Source organism: Streptococcus sp. AS14, assembly GCF_000286495.1.
GTDB lineage: Bacteria > Bacillota > Bacilli > Lactobacillales > Streptococcaceae > Streptococcus > Streptococcus sanguinis_P.
The window spans coordinates 167,774-184,721 of the sequence record NZ_ALKI01000018.1; the positions used below are offsets into that span (position 1 = coordinate 167,774).

The 16,948-nt window shown below is 37.1% G+C and carries 15 protein-coding genes and 1 other annotated feature; all 15 genes read right to left on the bottom strand.

Annotated features, from left to right (window positions below):
* Window positions 1-171: 171 nt before the first annotated feature.
* The gene (locus HMPREF1150_RS01215; RefSeq protein ID WP_002913591.1) at window positions 172-576 is read right to left on the bottom strand and encodes an SMI1/KNR4 family protein; all 405 of its coding nucleotides are present in this window, start codon (window positions 574-576) and stop codon (window positions 172-174) included.
* Window positions 576-1,175, bottom strand: coding sequence for an HNH/ENDO VII family nuclease (locus HMPREF1150_RS01210; RefSeq protein WP_002902866.1), 600 nt, complete (start codon window positions 1,173-1,175; stop codon window positions 576-578). The genes HMPREF1150_RS01215 and HMPREF1150_RS01210 overlap by 1 nt, the downstream gene beginning before the upstream one ends.
* Complete coding sequence (locus tag HMPREF1150_RS01205; RefSeq protein WP_002902865.1) at window positions 1,148-4,537, bottom strand: ATP-binding protein; 3,390 nt, start codon at window positions 4,535-4,537, stop codon at window positions 1,148-1,150. The genes HMPREF1150_RS01210 and HMPREF1150_RS01205 overlap by 28 nt, the downstream gene beginning before the upstream one ends.
* Before the next feature lie 27 nt (window positions 4,538-4,564).
* A complete protein-coding gene (locus HMPREF1150_RS01200) occupies window positions 4,565-7,033 on the bottom strand; it encodes a dynamin family protein (RefSeq protein ID WP_002900418.1) in 2,469 nt (822 codons plus the stop codon).
* Window positions 7,034-7,174: 141 nt separating this feature from the next.
* Complete coding sequence (rplL, locus tag HMPREF1150_RS01195; protein WP_002900419.1) at window positions 7,175-7,543, bottom strand: 50S ribosomal protein L7/L12; 369 nt, start codon at window positions 7,541-7,543, stop codon at window positions 7,175-7,177.
* 73 nt (window positions 7,544-7,616) lie between these two features.
* Entirely contained in the window at window positions 7,617-8,117 is a 501-nt protein-coding gene (rplJ, locus tag HMPREF1150_RS01190) for a 50S ribosomal protein L10 (protein ID WP_002897628.1), read from the bottom strand.
* Window positions 8,118-8,153: 36 nt separating this feature from the next.
* Window positions 8,154-8,289, bottom strand: a sequence feature (ribosomal protein L10 leader region).
* 110 nt (window positions 8,290-8,399) lie between these two features.
* Window positions 8,400-9,023, bottom strand: coding sequence for a hypothetical protein (locus HMPREF1150_RS01185; RefSeq protein WP_002900420.1), 624 nt, complete (start codon window positions 9,021-9,023; stop codon window positions 8,400-8,402).
* Window positions 9,024-9,231: 208 nt separating this feature from the next.
* Window positions 9,232-9,948, bottom strand: coding sequence for a hypothetical protein (locus HMPREF1150_RS01180; RefSeq protein ID WP_223330903.1), 717 nt, complete (start codon window positions 9,946-9,948; stop codon window positions 9,232-9,234).
* Between the two features lie 662 nt (window positions 9,949-10,610).
* Window positions 10,611-11,408, bottom strand: coding sequence for a formate/nitrite transporter family protein (locus HMPREF1150_RS01175; RefSeq protein WP_002897632.1), 798 nt, complete (start codon window positions 11,406-11,408; stop codon window positions 10,611-10,613).
* Between the two features lie 114 nt (window positions 11,409-11,522).
* A complete protein-coding gene (gene mmuM, locus HMPREF1150_RS01170; RefSeq protein ID WP_002900424.1) occupies window positions 11,523-12,470 on the bottom strand; it encodes a homocysteine S-methyltransferase in 948 nt (315 codons plus the stop codon).
* Between the two features lie 63 nt (window positions 12,471-12,533).
* The gene (locus HMPREF1150_RS01165; protein ID WP_009660350.1) at window positions 12,534-13,232 is read right to left on the bottom strand and encodes a glucosaminidase domain-containing protein; all 699 of its coding nucleotides are present in this window, start codon (window positions 13,230-13,232) and stop codon (window positions 12,534-12,536) included.
* 148 nt (window positions 13,233-13,380) lie between these two features.
* The gene (gene yihA / locus HMPREF1150_RS01160; RefSeq protein ID WP_009660426.1) at window positions 13,381-13,968 is read right to left on the bottom strand and encodes a ribosome biogenesis GTP-binding protein YihA/YsxC; all 588 of its coding nucleotides are present in this window, start codon (window positions 13,966-13,968) and stop codon (window positions 13,381-13,383) included.
* Window positions 13,969-13,978: 10 nt separating this feature from the next.
* Window positions 13,979-15,208, bottom strand: coding sequence for an ATP-dependent Clp protease ATP-binding subunit ClpX (gene clpX / locus HMPREF1150_RS01155; RefSeq protein WP_002895582.1), 1,230 nt, complete (start codon window positions 15,206-15,208; stop codon window positions 13,979-13,981).
* A gap of 224 nt (window positions 15,209-15,432) precedes the next feature.
* Complete coding sequence (locus HMPREF1150_RS01150) at window positions 15,433-15,945, bottom strand: dihydrofolate reductase (protein ID WP_009660318.1); 513 nt, start codon at window positions 15,943-15,945, stop codon at window positions 15,433-15,435.
* A gap of 124 nt (window positions 15,946-16,069) precedes the next feature.
* Window positions 16,070-16,909, bottom strand: a complete 840-nt coding sequence (locus HMPREF1150_RS01145; protein WP_009660379.1) for a thymidylate synthase — start codon at window positions 16,907-16,909, stop codon at window positions 16,070-16,072.
* Between the last annotated feature and the right edge of the window lie 39 nt (window positions 16,910-16,948).

Consider the following 16,948-nt stretch of genomic DNA (forward strand, 5'->3'; position numbering starts at 1 on the left):
ATAACAAATCCTTTAACCAGAGAATGAGCAACAGTAAACCATTGCATTCATTCATCTGAATCCCCCTAATAGTACAAACTAGAGCTTCTATATAAAATATAAAAACAACGTATGTTTTTAAATTAAAATATAGCGCCTTTATCCCCTAAATAATTGAAGTATCAAAAAAATCTACTCTTTTCTTGCAACACACTCCTTTAAGTATTCAGACATATTGGAATAAAGCTTTTTACATGAGCCGTATTGCCATTCAAAGACAGAACCGTTAGTATCTAACAAAATTAGTATTCCATCAAATCCCAAATCTTCCAAAATAAACATATTTACTGGAAAGTCCGGATATGTTTCACGTGCCTCTAGCGTTGATTTTACAACATTCAGATATTCCGGTCCGTTCAAACCTTGCCATTCTGTTCCAAAGAAATTTACTACTCCGAACTCTCTTAAATAATCAATATAGTCTGTAGAAAATTTTATTGCAAGCTCGTTTTGAGCCTTTAAAATTTGTTCATCGTTCGCACCTTTGGTAGCTTCTAGTCCTGAGACCAGTTTCAATTCATCGCTAATTTTTGACATTATATTTCTTCTCCTCTCATTTTCCAATAATTTGCTTTTTCTTTTGCAAAGGCACTTCTATCAATCTGTGATGTTTGTGGAGGTACTTCGTGTAATAGTCTGTAATTCCCCTTATGCTCATCATGAGTTAATTCAGCCAAAGGAGAATCTTGTTTCTGTCCTATGTGATGAAGCTCAACTGGCTTGCCATCCATTAATGGAGCTTTTCCCTCAAGCATACGCTCTTTATTAGTTTTTCCGAATTCATCCGTTATGTTATAGTCAATATCTATTCTTTGGAAATAGGCTCGGCCATTTACATCTTTTTCGATTACATTTAATCCTTTATAAACAGCCGCCTCTTCTTTCCAGCGGATATTATCAACAATACTCTCTGACCATCCTGTCTCAGTTTTTAGCTCTTGCTTATCGTGCTGGTTAAGCGGAGTTTTTTCGTGAAGAGCTGACTCTTCACCTTTTAATTCAGATTCCCTATTTACTTCTAGCCTTTGATTAGGATTAAAAGAAGAATGCTCATTTTCTATTTTCGTCATACTAACTTTTAAATCAGACTGATTTGTTTTTTCGATACTCACAATAAACCTCCCTGTTGTTTCCATTCTTCTAAACTAGCATTATTATTTAGCTCATGAACATATAGCTGCGTTAAAATTGCTTGAATAATATTTAATCTCTCTTGCTGAGTAATCGGTCCATCTACTAGCCCATTGAACTCATTAACGACTTCATAGGTAATAGTTCTTTTATCCTTACTCTTTTGATTTGCTTCTCGCGCCTTTTCTAAAAGGCTCGGATAAAACTCCGAAATAATTGGAGCAACCTGAAGCATCTTTACCTCGTAAATCGCCTCATCAAGATACATTAAAATTTTACGAATAGATTTGCCACTGATAGGAGCTCCAAACAAATCATCTCTTAGTTTTTCAATATCTATATTCTCTATCTTTTCATTTCCGGTCAAAAATTTACTGATTCTCAAATAAACATCTGAATAAGATTTTGATTCAGTTAGTGATTCTTGGCTATATTGATAACTTTCGAGACTACTATCATACTTCTCCACCTTGCACAAGACCGGCTGAATCCATTCATTTTGATAAACTGCTGCAACACCTTTTGGTAATTTTGCTAATTCCAAAATTTGGTCATCATTTAGATTTGCAGATCTACCAACTAGCTCTCGGTCAGAGAAATCAGGAAGACGCATTATAATTTTAGTATTGGTATTACGGATAACAGATAAATCTAGAAGTCCTGGTGCTTGATCAGCTATAATAAACCCTTCTCCATAAGTACGTATTTCTGCAATAGCATTAGCGAGCATCTCAACACTTTTTCCAAGAAGGTTGCTTGATTCTGAAGACTGTTCAGTTGAAGTTCTTTTTAATAGATTATGGGCTTCTTCCAAGACGGTTAGGTGACGAAGCGAAGAATTCATCTCTGCTTGAGACATTCTATATTCTTGCAATTTTAAGACTAATATTCCCATTATTAATGATTTAGTCTCACTAGAACCAACCCGACTTAGGTCTATAATCACATTTGAATCAAACAATTGCTGCTCAGATAGTTCATCTTGAGAAAAAATGATACCATTTATACCATTTGTTAAAGATTCAATTCTAGTCAATAAAGAACCTTTATAAGCGCCTTTATTTTCGCTATCGTACTCACTTGAGTCAATAATTTCTTTTATATTTTCAGCAACATCTCTAAATGTTGGATAAATTGAACCATAAGAATTTCTTGATTGAATCAAGTCCCATCCACAATCTATGTACGACTTTTCAACTGCTTTTTTTAAGACGGCTGGCATAGCGGCATACATAGGCCAACATACATTGAAAATTTCAATTAAACGATCCAGATGTTCTAAAATATGAATTTCCTTAGAAAAACTAAAAGGGTTCAATCTGAGCAAAGGAGTTAATTTCGGATTCGTGCCATATACTGCTACATCCTTTTCCTGACCAAAGACATGTTTATACTCCCCTTTTGCAGGCTCTACAACAAGAAATTTGACATTATTTTCTCTTGCTTCGCTTAAAAGCTGGTAAATAGTATTACTCTTACCAGATCCTGTACTTCCTGTTATAAAAGCATGGGACGTTAAAGAATTCAAAGATAAATCTACCGAAACCCTTTCCTCGCGGTTCATATGAAAAATATTCCCTAAACGGATGTTTTGCTCAGATTTATCACTCAAATCATAAGAAACGATATTTCGACCAAATTCTGTACATTCTATGATAGGCAGGCCAGGTATAGATTTTTGAGGAAAATTCAAAGAATAAGCTAATTCTTGACTAGACAAAGGAACTGTCGGAGTAATCAAAGATGGATAGACATAATAAGTTTCATCGTTTTCTAAAACACTAGGATTCAATGCAAATATTGGATGTCGTAAATCCCTCAAATAGTGAACAATTTCTCGAGTATCGGCACTACTCTCTCCCATATCACCACGCCACAGATTAACGGATGATTTACTCATATAGGACTCTTCTCCCTGAGTCAGAGCTAGGTAAGTATGAGCGACATTATTAGCGATATTTTGGTCTTCGCTAAGTACATAAGCAGCAAACTCCCACATGCCCAGAGCAGTTCCTTTTTCAAATCGTTTCATCTGTTCATCCAAAACCGATAATGCATGATGAATATTGTGATTCATAAAGAACTGATTAATTCCTTCATTCTTACCAACCGTAGCTGTTACATTTGAGGCACGAGCAAAATTCGCTCCGATGTTAGAACCAAAATTTACCGCCCGAGAAACTCCCGCAGTCTTTCCCAAAGTTTCAGAGATAGCTCTACCAGCAGTTTTAGTAACAGCTTTTCCTACTGTCTTAGCGATGGTTTTGCCAGTTGAATCGGAAACAGAAGTACCTCTATTCCAAGAATGGTTATATTCAGCATGTGCGATATAATTCGCTCCTCCTCCAAAAGAATCTGATGAACCTTTGTTGCTACCACTAGTATGACTGCTGTTAGTCCCGTCAGTCTGACCACTTGAATCTGTCGTTGAATCTCCGCTAGATTGTATCTTCCCTAGGGATTGATTAGTCGATTGACTTTGGCCATGCTGAATCCCAGCACTAGCTCCAATATTAACTCCGAAAGTTGCCATGGAAGTCGTTGCGTCAGATTCAGTGAAAGTGTAGCTAGTCTGCCATTTCTCGAAAGGAGCTAAAGCAGAATATAATTCAGAAAGCCGCAACTTGCGATTTTCTACATCCTGAATAGGACTCGCCAAAAGAATCAAGCTATAATCTTGACTAGGTCCCTCAGGAATGATACCATCAATCAATTTTTCAATTGTTTGGCTAATAAATTTTTCAGATTTCGCAGTTGGAAGGTTAGATACTGTTGCTACAGAGTATGATTTTTGATTATTCAAGCAAGGAATACGCCCGCGACCGATCTCTTCTTTGACTGTTGAACCAGGAAAATTTCCTTTTATAGCTTCTAGAAGTCGCTTTTTATAATTGTCAACATTGACATTATCGCTAGCATTCTCCGTATTAATTACAGCTAGAAAGACTTTTGTATCATTCTCTGTGCGATGAAAGACCAGGGCAATATTACATCTTTCATTAGAAAGCACTTCATAGACATTTACTAATTTTTCTAGACTGTTTTCTCGCTTATCTGTAACCCATTTCGTTATATTAAAATAGCGGATATTGTAAGACGGATTAAAATCATCGTTAAATTCAGCTGAATTTTCTAAAGGAACATACAGTTCTTTTATTTGTTCCAAATATGAGCTGAACACTTCAACACCACACAATGCCAATTGCCTGCTAGTAAATTCCTCATCACTAATATCTGGTTGATCTGCAAGATATTTTTCCTTTTGCTCCTCGACAGCCTTTAGCTGCTCTGGACTCAAGGCAGATAATTTTGCTAATTTGTCTGCAGCTTTAGCTCCAGCCTTATTGATTAAATTTTTTATTCCCATAACTTTTCCCTCGAACTACATCTCCACTTATTTCCAAGATATCATCTGCTTGATTTCATTTACATAAGTTTTAATCTGCTTTTGCTGTTCTTCAAGACTGTAAATTTCTTTAATAACCTTTTGAATTCTCTGATCCAGTTCCTTCAGTTCCGGACTAAATTCAATAATATTGCTTTTGATAAGACTTCCCAAATCCTGCATCCAATTGTTAAACTTCCGTTCGTGTTCTGAGCGAATACTTTCACTGAATTCAGTAAATTTAGCTTTAAATTCTTTATTATAAGTATTAGTCAGACCTGAAATATTTATTTTATTTGATTTTAGTCGATAGTCACCAATTCTAAAAATGTAACTTAATTCATCTCTATTAAATTTTCCTAAATCAAATTGATTAAAATCTATTTCTTCATAAGAAATAATGATTTCCGAAATAGCTTTTCTTTTCTCTGGCTGAATATCCAAATCGCCTGAAATAACCTTCTCCAATTCTTTTCGAACATCAGATGTAGCATTAAGCCAAAATTCTTTTGAAAATTGGTTAAAACTCTCCTTTGCTATAACCAAATTTTCACTGAACTGCTGTTTGATAACATTTAGCACTTCTGTTGAAGCCTGTTCTTCAAGCTTTCTTCGTCTAGCTTCACCTAACTTATAATTATTAAATGAATCTTCTATACGCCCTTTCAATTTTGAAAAAGCATCTGATTCTGAATGAATATCATCAACAATCACTTCAGGATATTCAAGAGCTATATGTTCATAGAAATCCTTATACAAAGATTCTGCTTTTTCTTTTTTTAAATTCTGGGTCAAACTTTGTAAATAACTCAGCATTTCCTCAGGGTATCGGCTAGTATAGTCTTCCCTTTCATGAGATATGCTTTTATCAATTGTTTCAAGAATTTCAGATTTTTGAGAATCAAGTTTATTCTGTAACTCTACCCTGCGACTACCCAATTCCTGATTTTTCTCTTCGATTTCTTTATCAGTAATACCAATCAATTGATTCAAAGTATCTCTAGCTTGCTGGCACTTATCATAATGCGAATATTTATTTACAAAACTCTTGATTGTATCTTCAATTGTTAATAATCCACTATTAGCATAGATTATGTTAGAATTGGATTCTGCAGTCTCAACCATTGAAGAAATCATCTGCCTAGGGAGAATATTAAAATCAAACAATCTCTTGTAATAATCGTTTTCTGGATCTGAATATTTAGCTTTATAAGTATTGAATAATTCTGAGTAGAATTCCCCCTTAAGATTCCCATCCAGTTTAGCCCCCAAACCAAGTATGGATGAAACATAAAATATCCCTTGAGCATAAAGTTCACGTGGTATCGATTGATTCATAATTTTTTGTTTAAAAGATTCTTTTTTAAATCTTCTCAAGCTAATATCTGCAGTTTCTGCTTTATTTACTACAATCATAGTAAAACGACTGTCTAAACCTGCAACTTTCTTTAACTTATCTTTTAAATTATCATTATCTGTACTGTCCATCGAACTGCTATCTGTCACAAAAATAGGAAGACCATTAGACATCCCTTTCATGGCCTTATCCAAAACATCTGAATGTTGTAAATTAGTAGAAGAATTTGAACCTGGAGTATCAAAAATAGCAATTTTATAATTTATATCATCTAGAGCACTTCTGCTAAAAGGTACTTCTATCTCAATCAAATCTCCTATTTCAGAATCTGAAATATCATTCAATTCCTCTAAAACTAAACGTACCTTTTCAATAATTGAAGCCGGCTTCTCCTCATCTAAAGCCTCTTTGATTGATGTTAATAATTCTTCCCCATCAGTCAAACCATCCACGACTAACTGATAATCTCGAAATTGAATTTTAGCATCTTTTCCTTTAAATGTAATTCTGATACTTGCCCTATCATCATGAGGTGTGGAAGATATTTTGTAAACTTTCGCTGTGACAGGTGTTTCAGCACTTGGTAATAATTCGGAACCAATTAAAGAATTAATAAACGTTGATTTACCGGCACTATAAGTTCCTAAAACACAAATTGGTACAATATCATTAGAAGCATCTGAAAATCTCTTTAATTGTTGCTGAATCTCGCCACTCTCATCCTCAATATTTTTAGTTATCAAAGGATCTAATTTTTGAAAAATTCGATTTATTTCAGGCAAAACATCTCTAGCATTTTCTAAATAATTTTCTGATTTTTCGAGTTGAATATTCTCAAACTTAATATCCGTAACCAAACGTTCTAGTTCTTGATACTCATCGTCACTACCTGAAAAACAGATAGACAATACATCATCGGGATTAGAGTATTCAGTAATTATTTGATTTATAATCTCATAAACTTTAAAAGGAAAAAATCCAATTTGATACTCACTACAAATCAGTTTGCTATTAGAATTACTATCCTCGTCAATAGATGTCCATGAATTCAGCTGATTATTCCAACGCTCAAATAAAACCCTTTTTTCATAAGGATTGCTGATGATTTTTATCTTATTCATAATATCTCCTAAATCGCAATAATCTGTCTAAATTATATCATACAATCCTATTTTTTGTTAGCGTTTTAACATAAAAATGATTTTCGGATACAAAAAAACCAAGTCTTTCGACTTGGTTGATTTCTATGATTGGAAACTCTATTATTTAAGAGTAACTGAAGCTCCAGCTTCTTCCAATTTAGCTTTAAGTTCTTCAGCTTCTGCTGCAGCAACGCCTTCTTTGATAACGTTTGGTGCACCATCAACAAGTTCTTTAGCTTCTTTCAGGCCAAGACCAGTGATTTCACGTACAACTTTGATAACGCCGACTTTCTTGTCGCCAGCAGCAGTCAATTCGATATCGAATGAATCTTTAGCAGCGGCAGCTTCACCAGCACCAGCAGCAGCTACAGCTACAGGAGCAGCTGCAGTTACACCAAATTCTTCTTCGATAGCTTTTACAAGGTCGTTCAATTCAAGGATTGAAGCTTCTTTAATTTCAGCAATAATGTTTTCAATGTTCAATGCCATTGTTATTTCCTCCAAATAATTTTTAAATTTATAATATTTTTTTCGTAGCTAGGCTACGCTGCGTAGCTTAAGATTAAGCTGCGTCTTCTTTGTTGTCTGCAACTGCTTTGACAGCAAGTGCAACGTTGCGAACTGGCGCTTGAAGTACAGAAAGGAGCATAGAAAGAAGTCCTTCGCGGTTTGGAAGAGTTGCAAGTGCAAGAATCTCTTCTTTTGATGCGACAGCGCCTTCAATTGCACCACCTTTGATTTCAAGTGCATCAGCGTTCTTAGCAAAGTCGTTCAAGATTTTCGCTGGAGCAACAACATCTTCGTTAGAAAATGCTACTGCAGATGGTCCAACAAAAACAGATGCCAAGTCTTCAAGTCCAGCTTTTTCAGCTGCACGACGCAAGATTGAGTTTTTGATAACTTTGTACTCAACTTCACTTCCACGAAGCTCACGACGAAGAACGGTATCTTGCTCAACAGTCAAACCACGAGCGTCAACAACGACGATAGATGCAGCAGCTTTCATTTTCTCAGCAACTGCGTCAACCAGTTCCGCTTTTTTAGCAATAATAGCTTCACTCATTTAGTGTTTCACCTCCGTAATTATTTTGCTTGGGAATTTTCCAAAAGAAAAACGCGCCCAAACCTAGACACGAAAGTACAATACGCTTCTTTTTACATGATACGTTTTGTCCTCGGTAGGATCTTTATGAGTCGAGCTCCCCTACTGTCTTAGGCAGTTTTTTCAAACCATTGATAATTATAGCAAAAGAAAAAAAAGATTGCAAGCTTTTTATACAATCTTTTTAAATTTAGTCATTATTTTCTGCAAATTTCTTACTTGACTAATATCTACTTCTTTCCCTTAGTCGAAAGTTTCGAGTTCAATATAATCAAAGTTCTCTCTTATATAATCAAATAAGGCATCTTTACAAGCTTTCTGATTAATTCCGGCAAAACTTCGCAACTCATTTGTACGGAGTTCAGATTCACTGCCATCAAGATACCATGCAGAAAAATGAACTCGTCTCACCTTATAACGACTACCTAAACGATACATCTTCATAAATGCATCTATCTTAGAACATTCTGGAAGGTAGGCAATATCAAATGTCCTGTAACAAATGAGATGATCGCCATAAACCAAAACTTGCAAATCTTTGTCAAGGTAGTCCGCATCATTAAGATTTTGCCAGTCCTCCTCAAGCTCAGGATAACAATCTCTCAATTCCTGAATATTACTGTTTAACAAAAGATTATTTTTTATCATTCTATAGATAGACTTGACTAAACTCATATTGAACCAAATAAAGGAAAGAACCAACATAAAATCTTCACGAATCATATCTAGCCAAAATGATAATCCTACTTTTAATGTATGATCAATAAAACTACACGAACCCAAACCAAAGAAGATAGCGCAAAACATTGGACTGACCATCATCAAAATTCTAGCTTTTAGCGGAGAAAACTTAATCCTTTTTCCCATTTCCCCCAGCTCCTCCTAAACTCAATTCTTTATCGCCTTTTATATCGCATTCCTCCTCTTGTGTATTTAACTTTGTTTCCATCTGGCGACTGAACAGTGATCTTATTCATAACATTTGCTTTTGATTGCGTAATATACCAAATTAATTTAACAAACTTAAGCATTTTTTACTGGGGAGGTTAAGTAAAACACATACGCTGTCAATTCACTACTCATTATCATTCACCTCTCTATATTCATTTATTATAGTTTCTGATTTTAGGGAACGCGAAGTAGACATATTAACTTGAACATATTTTCTATCATCACTGATATTTCTGGTAAACGAAAGAACAAAATTTTCATTTTGATTTCTCCAAGATGAATCCAAGTGATTCTTTTTTGCTAATTCCTCATCCAAATAATATGCCAAATGATAGGCAGGAACTTCAGGGGTATATCGACTATTAATCAATTTATAGCCGGCCAATATTTTTTCAGAAAAAACATTGGATTGAAAGAGAAAAGTGATGTTTTTCGTTTCTTCCTCCATAACATAATCTGAATCTAAACTCTCCCACCCTTGAGCAGAATATTGAATATTGTGTTTGTACTCAATCTCACTAGTTTTATCATCTTCAAAAAACTGTCCAGTTTTTTTTTCAATAAATCCTTTAATGGATTTATCAATAGGATTCCCTGAAACATTTATAGAATATTGAACATCTTTCCCAGTCTCGTCAAAATTTGAAACTGTATAAATAATTTCAAATCCTTTTGGATAAAATTTAAACAAGTCCAAAACATTTGCAGTAGAATAAATTTTTTCTAAATCCACAAACTGACTTTCCACATGAGCTCGGCTATTTTTATCACAACCGAACAAATTTGTCATCATTACTAAACCTCCTAAAATTATAATGAATATTTTTAAAAATTTCTTCATAACCTTCTCCTTTTCCTTAGCCATCATCCCATTGTTTGAAAAACCATGGTTTATCCTTGTGATTTTATTCCATTATCTCCTCCTTCATCTTGGTCAGTACCTTAAGCATTTCTTGAACTTGGTGCAGGAAAAGACTGATAGAATCCTGACCAGCAGGTTTTTCACAGGGGTTTATTCATTTATAAATCGTCTGATTAGAGATGCCATACTCTTTGACTAATTCCGAGAATAGCTTACATGAATCATGTAAACGAACAAGGGGTTCCTTGAATTCTTGGCTGTACTTTTGTGATATGTAAACATCTCCCTTAGTTATCTACTATTCTACAAAATGCGTCCGTGCAATCATGCTAACATCATCATTATCTAATAGAAAATAACTATTTATTTCTATATAGTAACGGATATGAAATCTATCTCCCAAATCTTTATACTCTTTACATAAATCTCCTTTTATAACATATTAACCTACATCCTATTATAGATTACTTTGATTGTTTTGTAAATCAATTTGGAAGATAAATACGAACTTTTAATTGTGTTATAATTTTATAGTTCGTGTTTAGAAAGTTTTGCCAATGTCAAAAGGTTATCAAATTTGTCCATAGGGTTCTATTTGTTTTAATGAGACGTCAAAAAAAGGATTCGAAAATCCTTTTTTGTCAGTCCACATAATTACTTTCTTCCTTATTAAACCAAGCGTATGGCAAACCTATGAGTAGGCCCCCACCGATGAGGTTACCGATAAAGGTTACGCCCCAGTGGCGCAGTATATTTCCAATACCAAAATTTTGCACTTCCGCTGCTGCTGAGCTGAATTTCACGATAGCGAAGGAAGCAAAGTTAGCAGCCAAGTGTTCGTTAGTCAGGAATACAAACATATAAATGGCTGATATAACTAAGAAGAGCTTCGCTGTACTATCCTTGACCAAAACGAAGGAAAGAATAGCAATATTAACAAAGATATTGGCCAAGACTCCCTCGAGCAAAATCAACTCATTAGATCGAGCAAGCTTCATCTGCACAACACCTGAAATGAAACTATCTTTGCTAAGTCCCGCATAAGCAGCCGAGTTAGCAAAGAGCCAGCCGGCAATCAAGGCGCCAATCAGATTAAAAAAGGTACAATAAAGCAAAATCATCAAGGCTTTTTTCCAGTCAATCTTCTTCAAAAAGGTACCAGCAGTCAGAAACATCATGTTGGAAGTCACTAACTCTGCATTTAGAAAGACAATGTAAGCCAATCCCCAAGCAAAGATGAAAGGAAAGAGAAAACGCCCAGTTCCTGGAACGATCTTATTCGTCAAATCTGCCGCAATGGCTCCAGCACCAGTACTGAAGGTTAGGAAAGCTCCAGCAAAGATGGAACGAACAGCGTACTTGGCCTTGCTTGTATCAAACAATGCTTCTTTCTTGCGGCAAGCTGCTTCAATTTTCGGGATAAATGTCGATTCAGGCATAAAAGATTCTCCTATTAATTTAAACTATGTATAGTATATCACAAAGTTCTTTCTTTTGATAGCGTTTTCGAGAACCTTTTTAAATTTTCTAAAAAAGGATTGAAAAATAACTTTTCAACCCTTTAATCCTCTTGCTAACTGAGCAATATCTTCTGGCCGTGTTCGGCAGCAACCACCAAAAAGCTGCACTCCTTGCTCTTGCCAAAGTTTACTATTTTCCAGCAAGCTCCGCTCCTGCTCTGGATCGTCATGCCAAGTCTTGGTCAAGCCATTATAAGTTTCGCCAGAGTTTGGATAGGTCAGAAAAGGTTTGTTGCACACTTGTCCAAGCACATCTAATAGCGGAGCAATTAAATGTGGAGCTGTACAGTTAAAACCAACTGCCAGGACTTGTGGACTTTCTTGAGCCAAATTCCCTAATTCCTCAATCTTAGTGCCATCTGATATAGCATTCTCCGACTGGGCGACAAAGGACAAATAAGCCTCAGCCTGCGGAAATTCCTCAGCTAAAAGTCGGAGGATCGCTGCCGCCTCTGCTCCATTTGGAATCGTTTCAATAGCCAACAAGTCACTCCCAGCTTCTAATAAAGCTTGGATACGCGGACGGTGAAAATCTCGAAATTCTTCCTCACTCAGCTGGTAGTCTCCCGTATACTCGGAACCATCAGCTAAATAGGCGGCATAAGGGCCTACCGAGCCTGCAACTAGAGGATAAGGTCTCTGTTTCTGCTCTTCAGGAGATAATCCCGTCCAGACATTTTCGATTGCCTTTTGTGCTAAGAAGACTGTCTCTTTTAAAAGATTATAACCCTTTTCAGGAGTTAGTCCTGCCTCTATAAATGCTGGAATGCTAGCCTGATAACTGGACGTAGTGATGATGTCACTGCCAGCTCTTACATAGCTTTCATGAACATCTTGAATAATCTGAGGCTGGTCTAATAGGTATTGAGCGGACCAAAGCTTACCAGATACATCATAACCCAGGCTTTCCAACTCTGTACCCAAGGCTCCGTCTAAAATAATAATTTCTTGCTTGTCAAGCAAATCTTTAAATTTTCCCATGAAATACTCCTAAAATCTACGATTAAACATAAAAAGAGGTCTCCCTCTTTTTTGTAGTTTTCGTTAAAATCTATTTGCCCAGGCAGTATCGACATCCAAGATATCTTGAGTAGTGTATTGCTGACGATAAGGATTGTAAACGATATAGCCAGCTCCAGACTCATAGAGTGGCGAATCAAAGCGTGTCAAATCATATTTTTCAATAATATAATTCAATTTAGTATTGTAACTAGTATCTGTCGCATAGACACCAGTCAGGGCAGCTGTTGCATCCTGATAGGTTGGCGCATTACTCTTCCATGCGCCTGCAAAATGCCCCTGTTTGAGAACCGCAACATAGTCTTGCAGAGACTCTACATAGCTAGGATATGAACGGAAACTATCGTTGATGGTATAAGCATTTCCCTCTCCATCATCTTCCCAAGTCTCCATATTAGCAGACTGACCATCATAGTTACCTTTGATACCGAAAAGGTTATAATGAGGTTCACCTGATAGACCAGACTGTCCTGAGCCACTTTCCAAAATAGCCTGGGCAATCATAACAGAGGCATAAAGATCGTTGTCCTGTCCCAACTGACGCGCGGGCTCACCGATTTGTGAAATGAAATAGTCTGTTTGATTCATAGGCTGCTGATCGCTATTATTAGCACTAGCAGGATTAATATGCTTTGCCAAGACAAAACCAACAGCAATCGTTGTTGTCATGATGAATAAAGCTGAAAGGATTCTCTTACCTTTTTTTGAAATTCTCTTTTTCACAGCACTTCTCCTGAATAAGATGTTAATGATACCATTGTAACATACTAAAGATTAAAAAAACACTATTGATAATTTACAAGTATATGACATTTTTCGTTTTATTTCAAAAAATCCAACTCGTTTTTTGAGTTGGATTTAATTCGTATTATTAAATTTTTGACAAAATCGCGTCCCAAGAAGCATCTAAGCCATCCTTGGTGACTGAGGAAAAAAGAATGAAATCATCATTTTTGTCAAAGTCCAGCTTTTTCTTAATAGCTGACTCGTGCTTATTCCATTTTCCGCGAGGGATTTTATCAGCTTTGGTCGCTACTAGAATAACTGGAATGTCATAATATTTCAGAAATTCATACATCTGCACATCATCTGCACTAGGATCGTGCCGAAGATCGACAAGGCTGACAACCGCTCTGAGATTTTCACGACTGGTCAGATACTCCTCAATCATCCGACCCCATTTTTCACGCTCTTTTTTTGAAACACGGGCATAGCCATAACCTGGCACATCGACAAAACGCAGCTTGTCATCAATGTTGAAAAAGTTTAGCAGCTGAGTTTTTCCAGGTTTTCCTGAAGTTCGCGCTAAATTCTTACGATTAAGCAGTGTATTGATGAAGCTGGACTTTCCAACGTTGGAGCGGCCAGCCAAGGCAATTTCTGGAATATCATCTTGAGGGTAATGCGATTTATTGGCTGCACTCAGCAAAATCTCTGCATTGTGTGTATTGATTTCCATAAGCACCTCGTTAGGCAGTTTCTAGAATAGGCTTATCTGTTCCATCTACTGCTTCTTTGGTAATGCGGACAAGTTTGACATTTTCCTGACTCGGAACTTCAAACATGACATCCATCATAGTTTCTTCAATGATAGAGCGAAGCCCTCGTGCACCTGTTTTACGTTCAATCGCTTTATTGGCAATCTCCTGCAGAGCATCTTCGTCAAATTCAAGCTTAACATCATCATAAGACAGAAGTGCCTGATACTGCTTAATAAGGGCGTTTCTAGGCTCTTTCAGAATCCGGACCAAATCATCAACTGTCAGTTGCTCCAAAGCAGCAAAAACAGGCAAACGACCAATCAACTCAGGAATAATTCCAAATTTTTGAACGTCTTCTGAGATGATTTCCTGCATATAGGAACTATCTTCGTCGATTGCTCGGTTGTTCTGACCGAAACCGATGATTTTCTCACCCAGACGCTGTTTTACGATTTCTTCGATACCGTCAAAAGCACCGCCAACAATGAAGAGAATGTTCTTAGTATCAACCTGAATCATTTCCTGCTGCGGATGCTTGCGTCCACCTTGCGGCGGTACACTAGCTACGGTACCTTCGATAATCTTCAGCAGAGCTTGCTGAACTCCTTCACCCGAAACATCACGGGTGATAGAGACGTTCTCTCCTTTTTTAGCAATCTTGTCAATCTCATCAACATAGATAATCCCGCGCTCAGCACGCTCAATATTAAAGTCAGCCGCCTGCAAAAGCTTGAGGAGGATATTTTCCACATCTTCACCGACATAACCAGCTTCAGTCAGAGCAGTTGCGTCCGCAATGGCAAAAGGCACATTAAGACTGCGAGCCAGAGTCTGCGCTAGGAAGGTCTTACCTGACCCGGTCGGACCAATCATCAAAATATTTGACTTTTGCAGTTCCACATCTTCTTCTTCGCGGCTGTCATGGTAGTTAATACGCTTGTAGTGATTATAGACCGCTACTGCTAAGGCACGCTTAGCTCGGTCTTGCCCAATAACATAGTGGTTCAAGATATTCAGCAGCTCCTGAGGTTTTGGTACCTCAGATAGATCTGCCAGCACTTCCTCGGCTAGCTCTTCACGGATGATTTCCTGTGCCAGTTCCACACATTCATTACAGATGAAGGCATTGTTACCAGCAATAATTTTCTGCACCTCATCTTGGTTCTTCCCACAGAAAGAACAAAAAACCATCATATCATCATTACGACTTGTAGGCATTGTTTACTCCAATTCTAAAATTCTAAATCTATTTATTTTCTTTCGTACATGTTAAAAAAGTGTCATATAAAATGCATGAATGGAATTTACCAAGTTTGTAAAAGCATTCAGCAAAAATAAAGCTGCCAGTCCAAACCGCTTTTTCCGAAAGGTTTGAACGGCACAAATAAGACAAATGACACATAAAAAGGCCGTAAAAAAACCAAAAATACTACGTTCCATTCTTACGAGTCCTTCCTTTGGTATCTTTTTATTGTAAAATCATAAGGATTCTTTTCATCTTTGGCATGAAATTCACTGCTAACTTCCTGATAAGGAGCCCAGTCAAATGTCTCAGGGAAATAGGTATCTCCTTCCAACTTAGCAGCAATCTGAGTCTGAATCAATTCTTCCAAATACGGCTCAAAAGCCCTGATAATCTGCGCTCCGCCAATAATATACAAGTTTCTATCCTGCTTGTGGTACCAATCCAAAACATCTTCCACCTCACTGAACAGCAAGACATTTTCATTGTCAACTTGATAGTTCTTGTCCTTGCTCAAAATCAGACTGATCCGATTTGGCAGAACGCGACGCTGCAAACCATCAAAGGTCACTCGACCCATCAAAATAGCATGTCCAGTGGTTGTTGCTTTAAAATGCTGCAATTCTGCCGGGAGATGCCAGGGCATGACTTTGTCTTTTCCAATCAGACCATCCTCTGCCTGAGCCCAAATGGCAATAATCTTCTTTGTCATCCTTTTATCCTTTGTATTAGTAACTCTATTCTATCAAATTTGCTGTAAAAAGGCATGTTTAAAGTATGATTCAAGCAGAACTTTTGCAGAGGTTGGCGGTTTTCGCATACACTTATCAAAATCGTTAAATAGCCAAATCGAACTTCAGCTGAGGTTTAACGGGATTATAGTCCAGCAAGTCAAAATCTTCTGCCTTGATATCAAAGAAATTGGTCCCATCGGGTACATTTAAAACGAGTCGAGGTTGACAGTCGCTAGGTTCCCGGCGTAATAGTTCCTCCGCCTGCTCGAACTGATTATCATAGATGTGCAAGTTATTGATAAAGTAAAAGAACTTACCGACCTTCCAGCCGAAATGCTTGGCAATCATCATCTGCAGAGCCACATACTGCATAGCATTGATATGGTGAGCAACCAACATATCATTTGAGCGCTGAGTCAGAGTTGCATCCAGATAAATGTCTCCATCTACACGCCGAACGTCAAACATGGTTTGAAAAGCGCATGGGAGCAAGCCATCTGTTTCTTCAAAAGCTTCATAATCCCAGAGAGAGATGATATTGCGACGATTCCAAGGATTGGCTTCCAGCTGTTGGAGAATTTTATTGATAATATTGTGCTTCTTGACAACAGCTCCGTAGCGCTGGCCAATGGTACCTGTATCGCCAACTTCCCAGTCATTCCAGTAGTGAACATTATACTTGTCGTTGAGCAATTCCAGGCTATTAGACTGGTCTTGATAGATCCAAAGGACTTCCTTGATGGCAGACTTAATAGCAATAGGGCGCAGAGTTGTGATTGGGAACTCGCCCTTGCTCAAATCGTATTCCGCAAAAGAACCAGTGATATATTTGGAATTGGCCACATTTCCATCCTTGTAGCGCGGACGAGCATTTTCAGAAAAAACACCCTGCTCCATAATTTTTTTAATATTCTCTTTGAAAATCGTATCTGCTAGCGTCATGATTTCTCCTTCGTTCAGTGAGCTTTTTCTAGTATAGCA

Coding starts and splice junctions, on each gene's coding strand:
- rplL (WP_002900419.1), bottom strand. CDS start 7,543: ATGGCATTGAACATTGAAAACATTATTGCTGAAATTAAAGAAGCTTCA.
- rplJ (WP_002897628.1), bottom strand. CDS start 8,117: ATGAGTGAAGCTATTATTGCTAAAAAAGCGGAACTGGTTGACGCAGTT.
- HMPREF1150_RS01210 (WP_002902866.1), bottom strand. CDS start 1,175: ATGGAAACAACAGGGAGGTTTATTGTGAGTATCGAAAAAACAAATCAG.
- clpX (WP_002895582.1), bottom strand. CDS start 15,208: ATGCCTACAAGTCGTAATGATGATATGATGGTTTTTTGTTCTTTCTGT.
- HMPREF1150_RS01185 (WP_002900420.1), bottom strand. CDS start 9,023: ATGGGAAAAAGGATTAAGTTTTCTCCGCTAAAAGCTAGAATTTTGATG.
- HMPREF1150_RS01205 (WP_002902865.1), bottom strand. CDS start 4,537: ATGGGAATAAAAAATTTAATCAATAAGGCTGGAGCTAAAGCTGCAGAC.
- HMPREF1150_RS01145 (WP_009660379.1), bottom strand. CDS start 16,909: ATGACGCTAGCAGATACGATTTTCAAAGAGAATATTAAAAAAATTATG.
- HMPREF1150_RS01175 (WP_002897632.1), bottom strand. CDS start 11,408: ATGCCTGAATCGACATTTATCCCGAAAATTGAAGCAGCTTGCCGCAAG.
- HMPREF1150_RS01180 (WP_223330903.1), bottom strand. CDS start 9,948: ATGAAGAAATTTTTAAAAATATTCATTATAATTTTAGGAGGTTTAGTA.
- HMPREF1150_RS01150 (WP_009660318.1), bottom strand. CDS start 15,945: ATGACAAAGAAGATTATTGCCATTTGGGCTCAGGCAGAGGATGGTCTG.
- HMPREF1150_RS01215 (WP_002913591.1), bottom strand. CDS start 576: ATGTCAAAAATTAGCGATGAATTGAAACTGGTCTCAGGACTAGAAGCT.
- yihA (WP_009660426.1), bottom strand. CDS start 13,968: ATGGAAATCAATACACACAATGCAGAGATTTTGCTGAGTGCAGCCAAT.
- HMPREF1150_RS01200 (WP_002900418.1), bottom strand. CDS start 7,033: ATGAATAAGATAAAAATCATCAGCAATCCTTATGAAAAAAGGGTTTTA.
- mmuM (WP_002900424.1), bottom strand. CDS start 12,470: ATGGGAAAATTTAAAGATTTGCTTGACAAGCAAGAAATTATTATTTTA.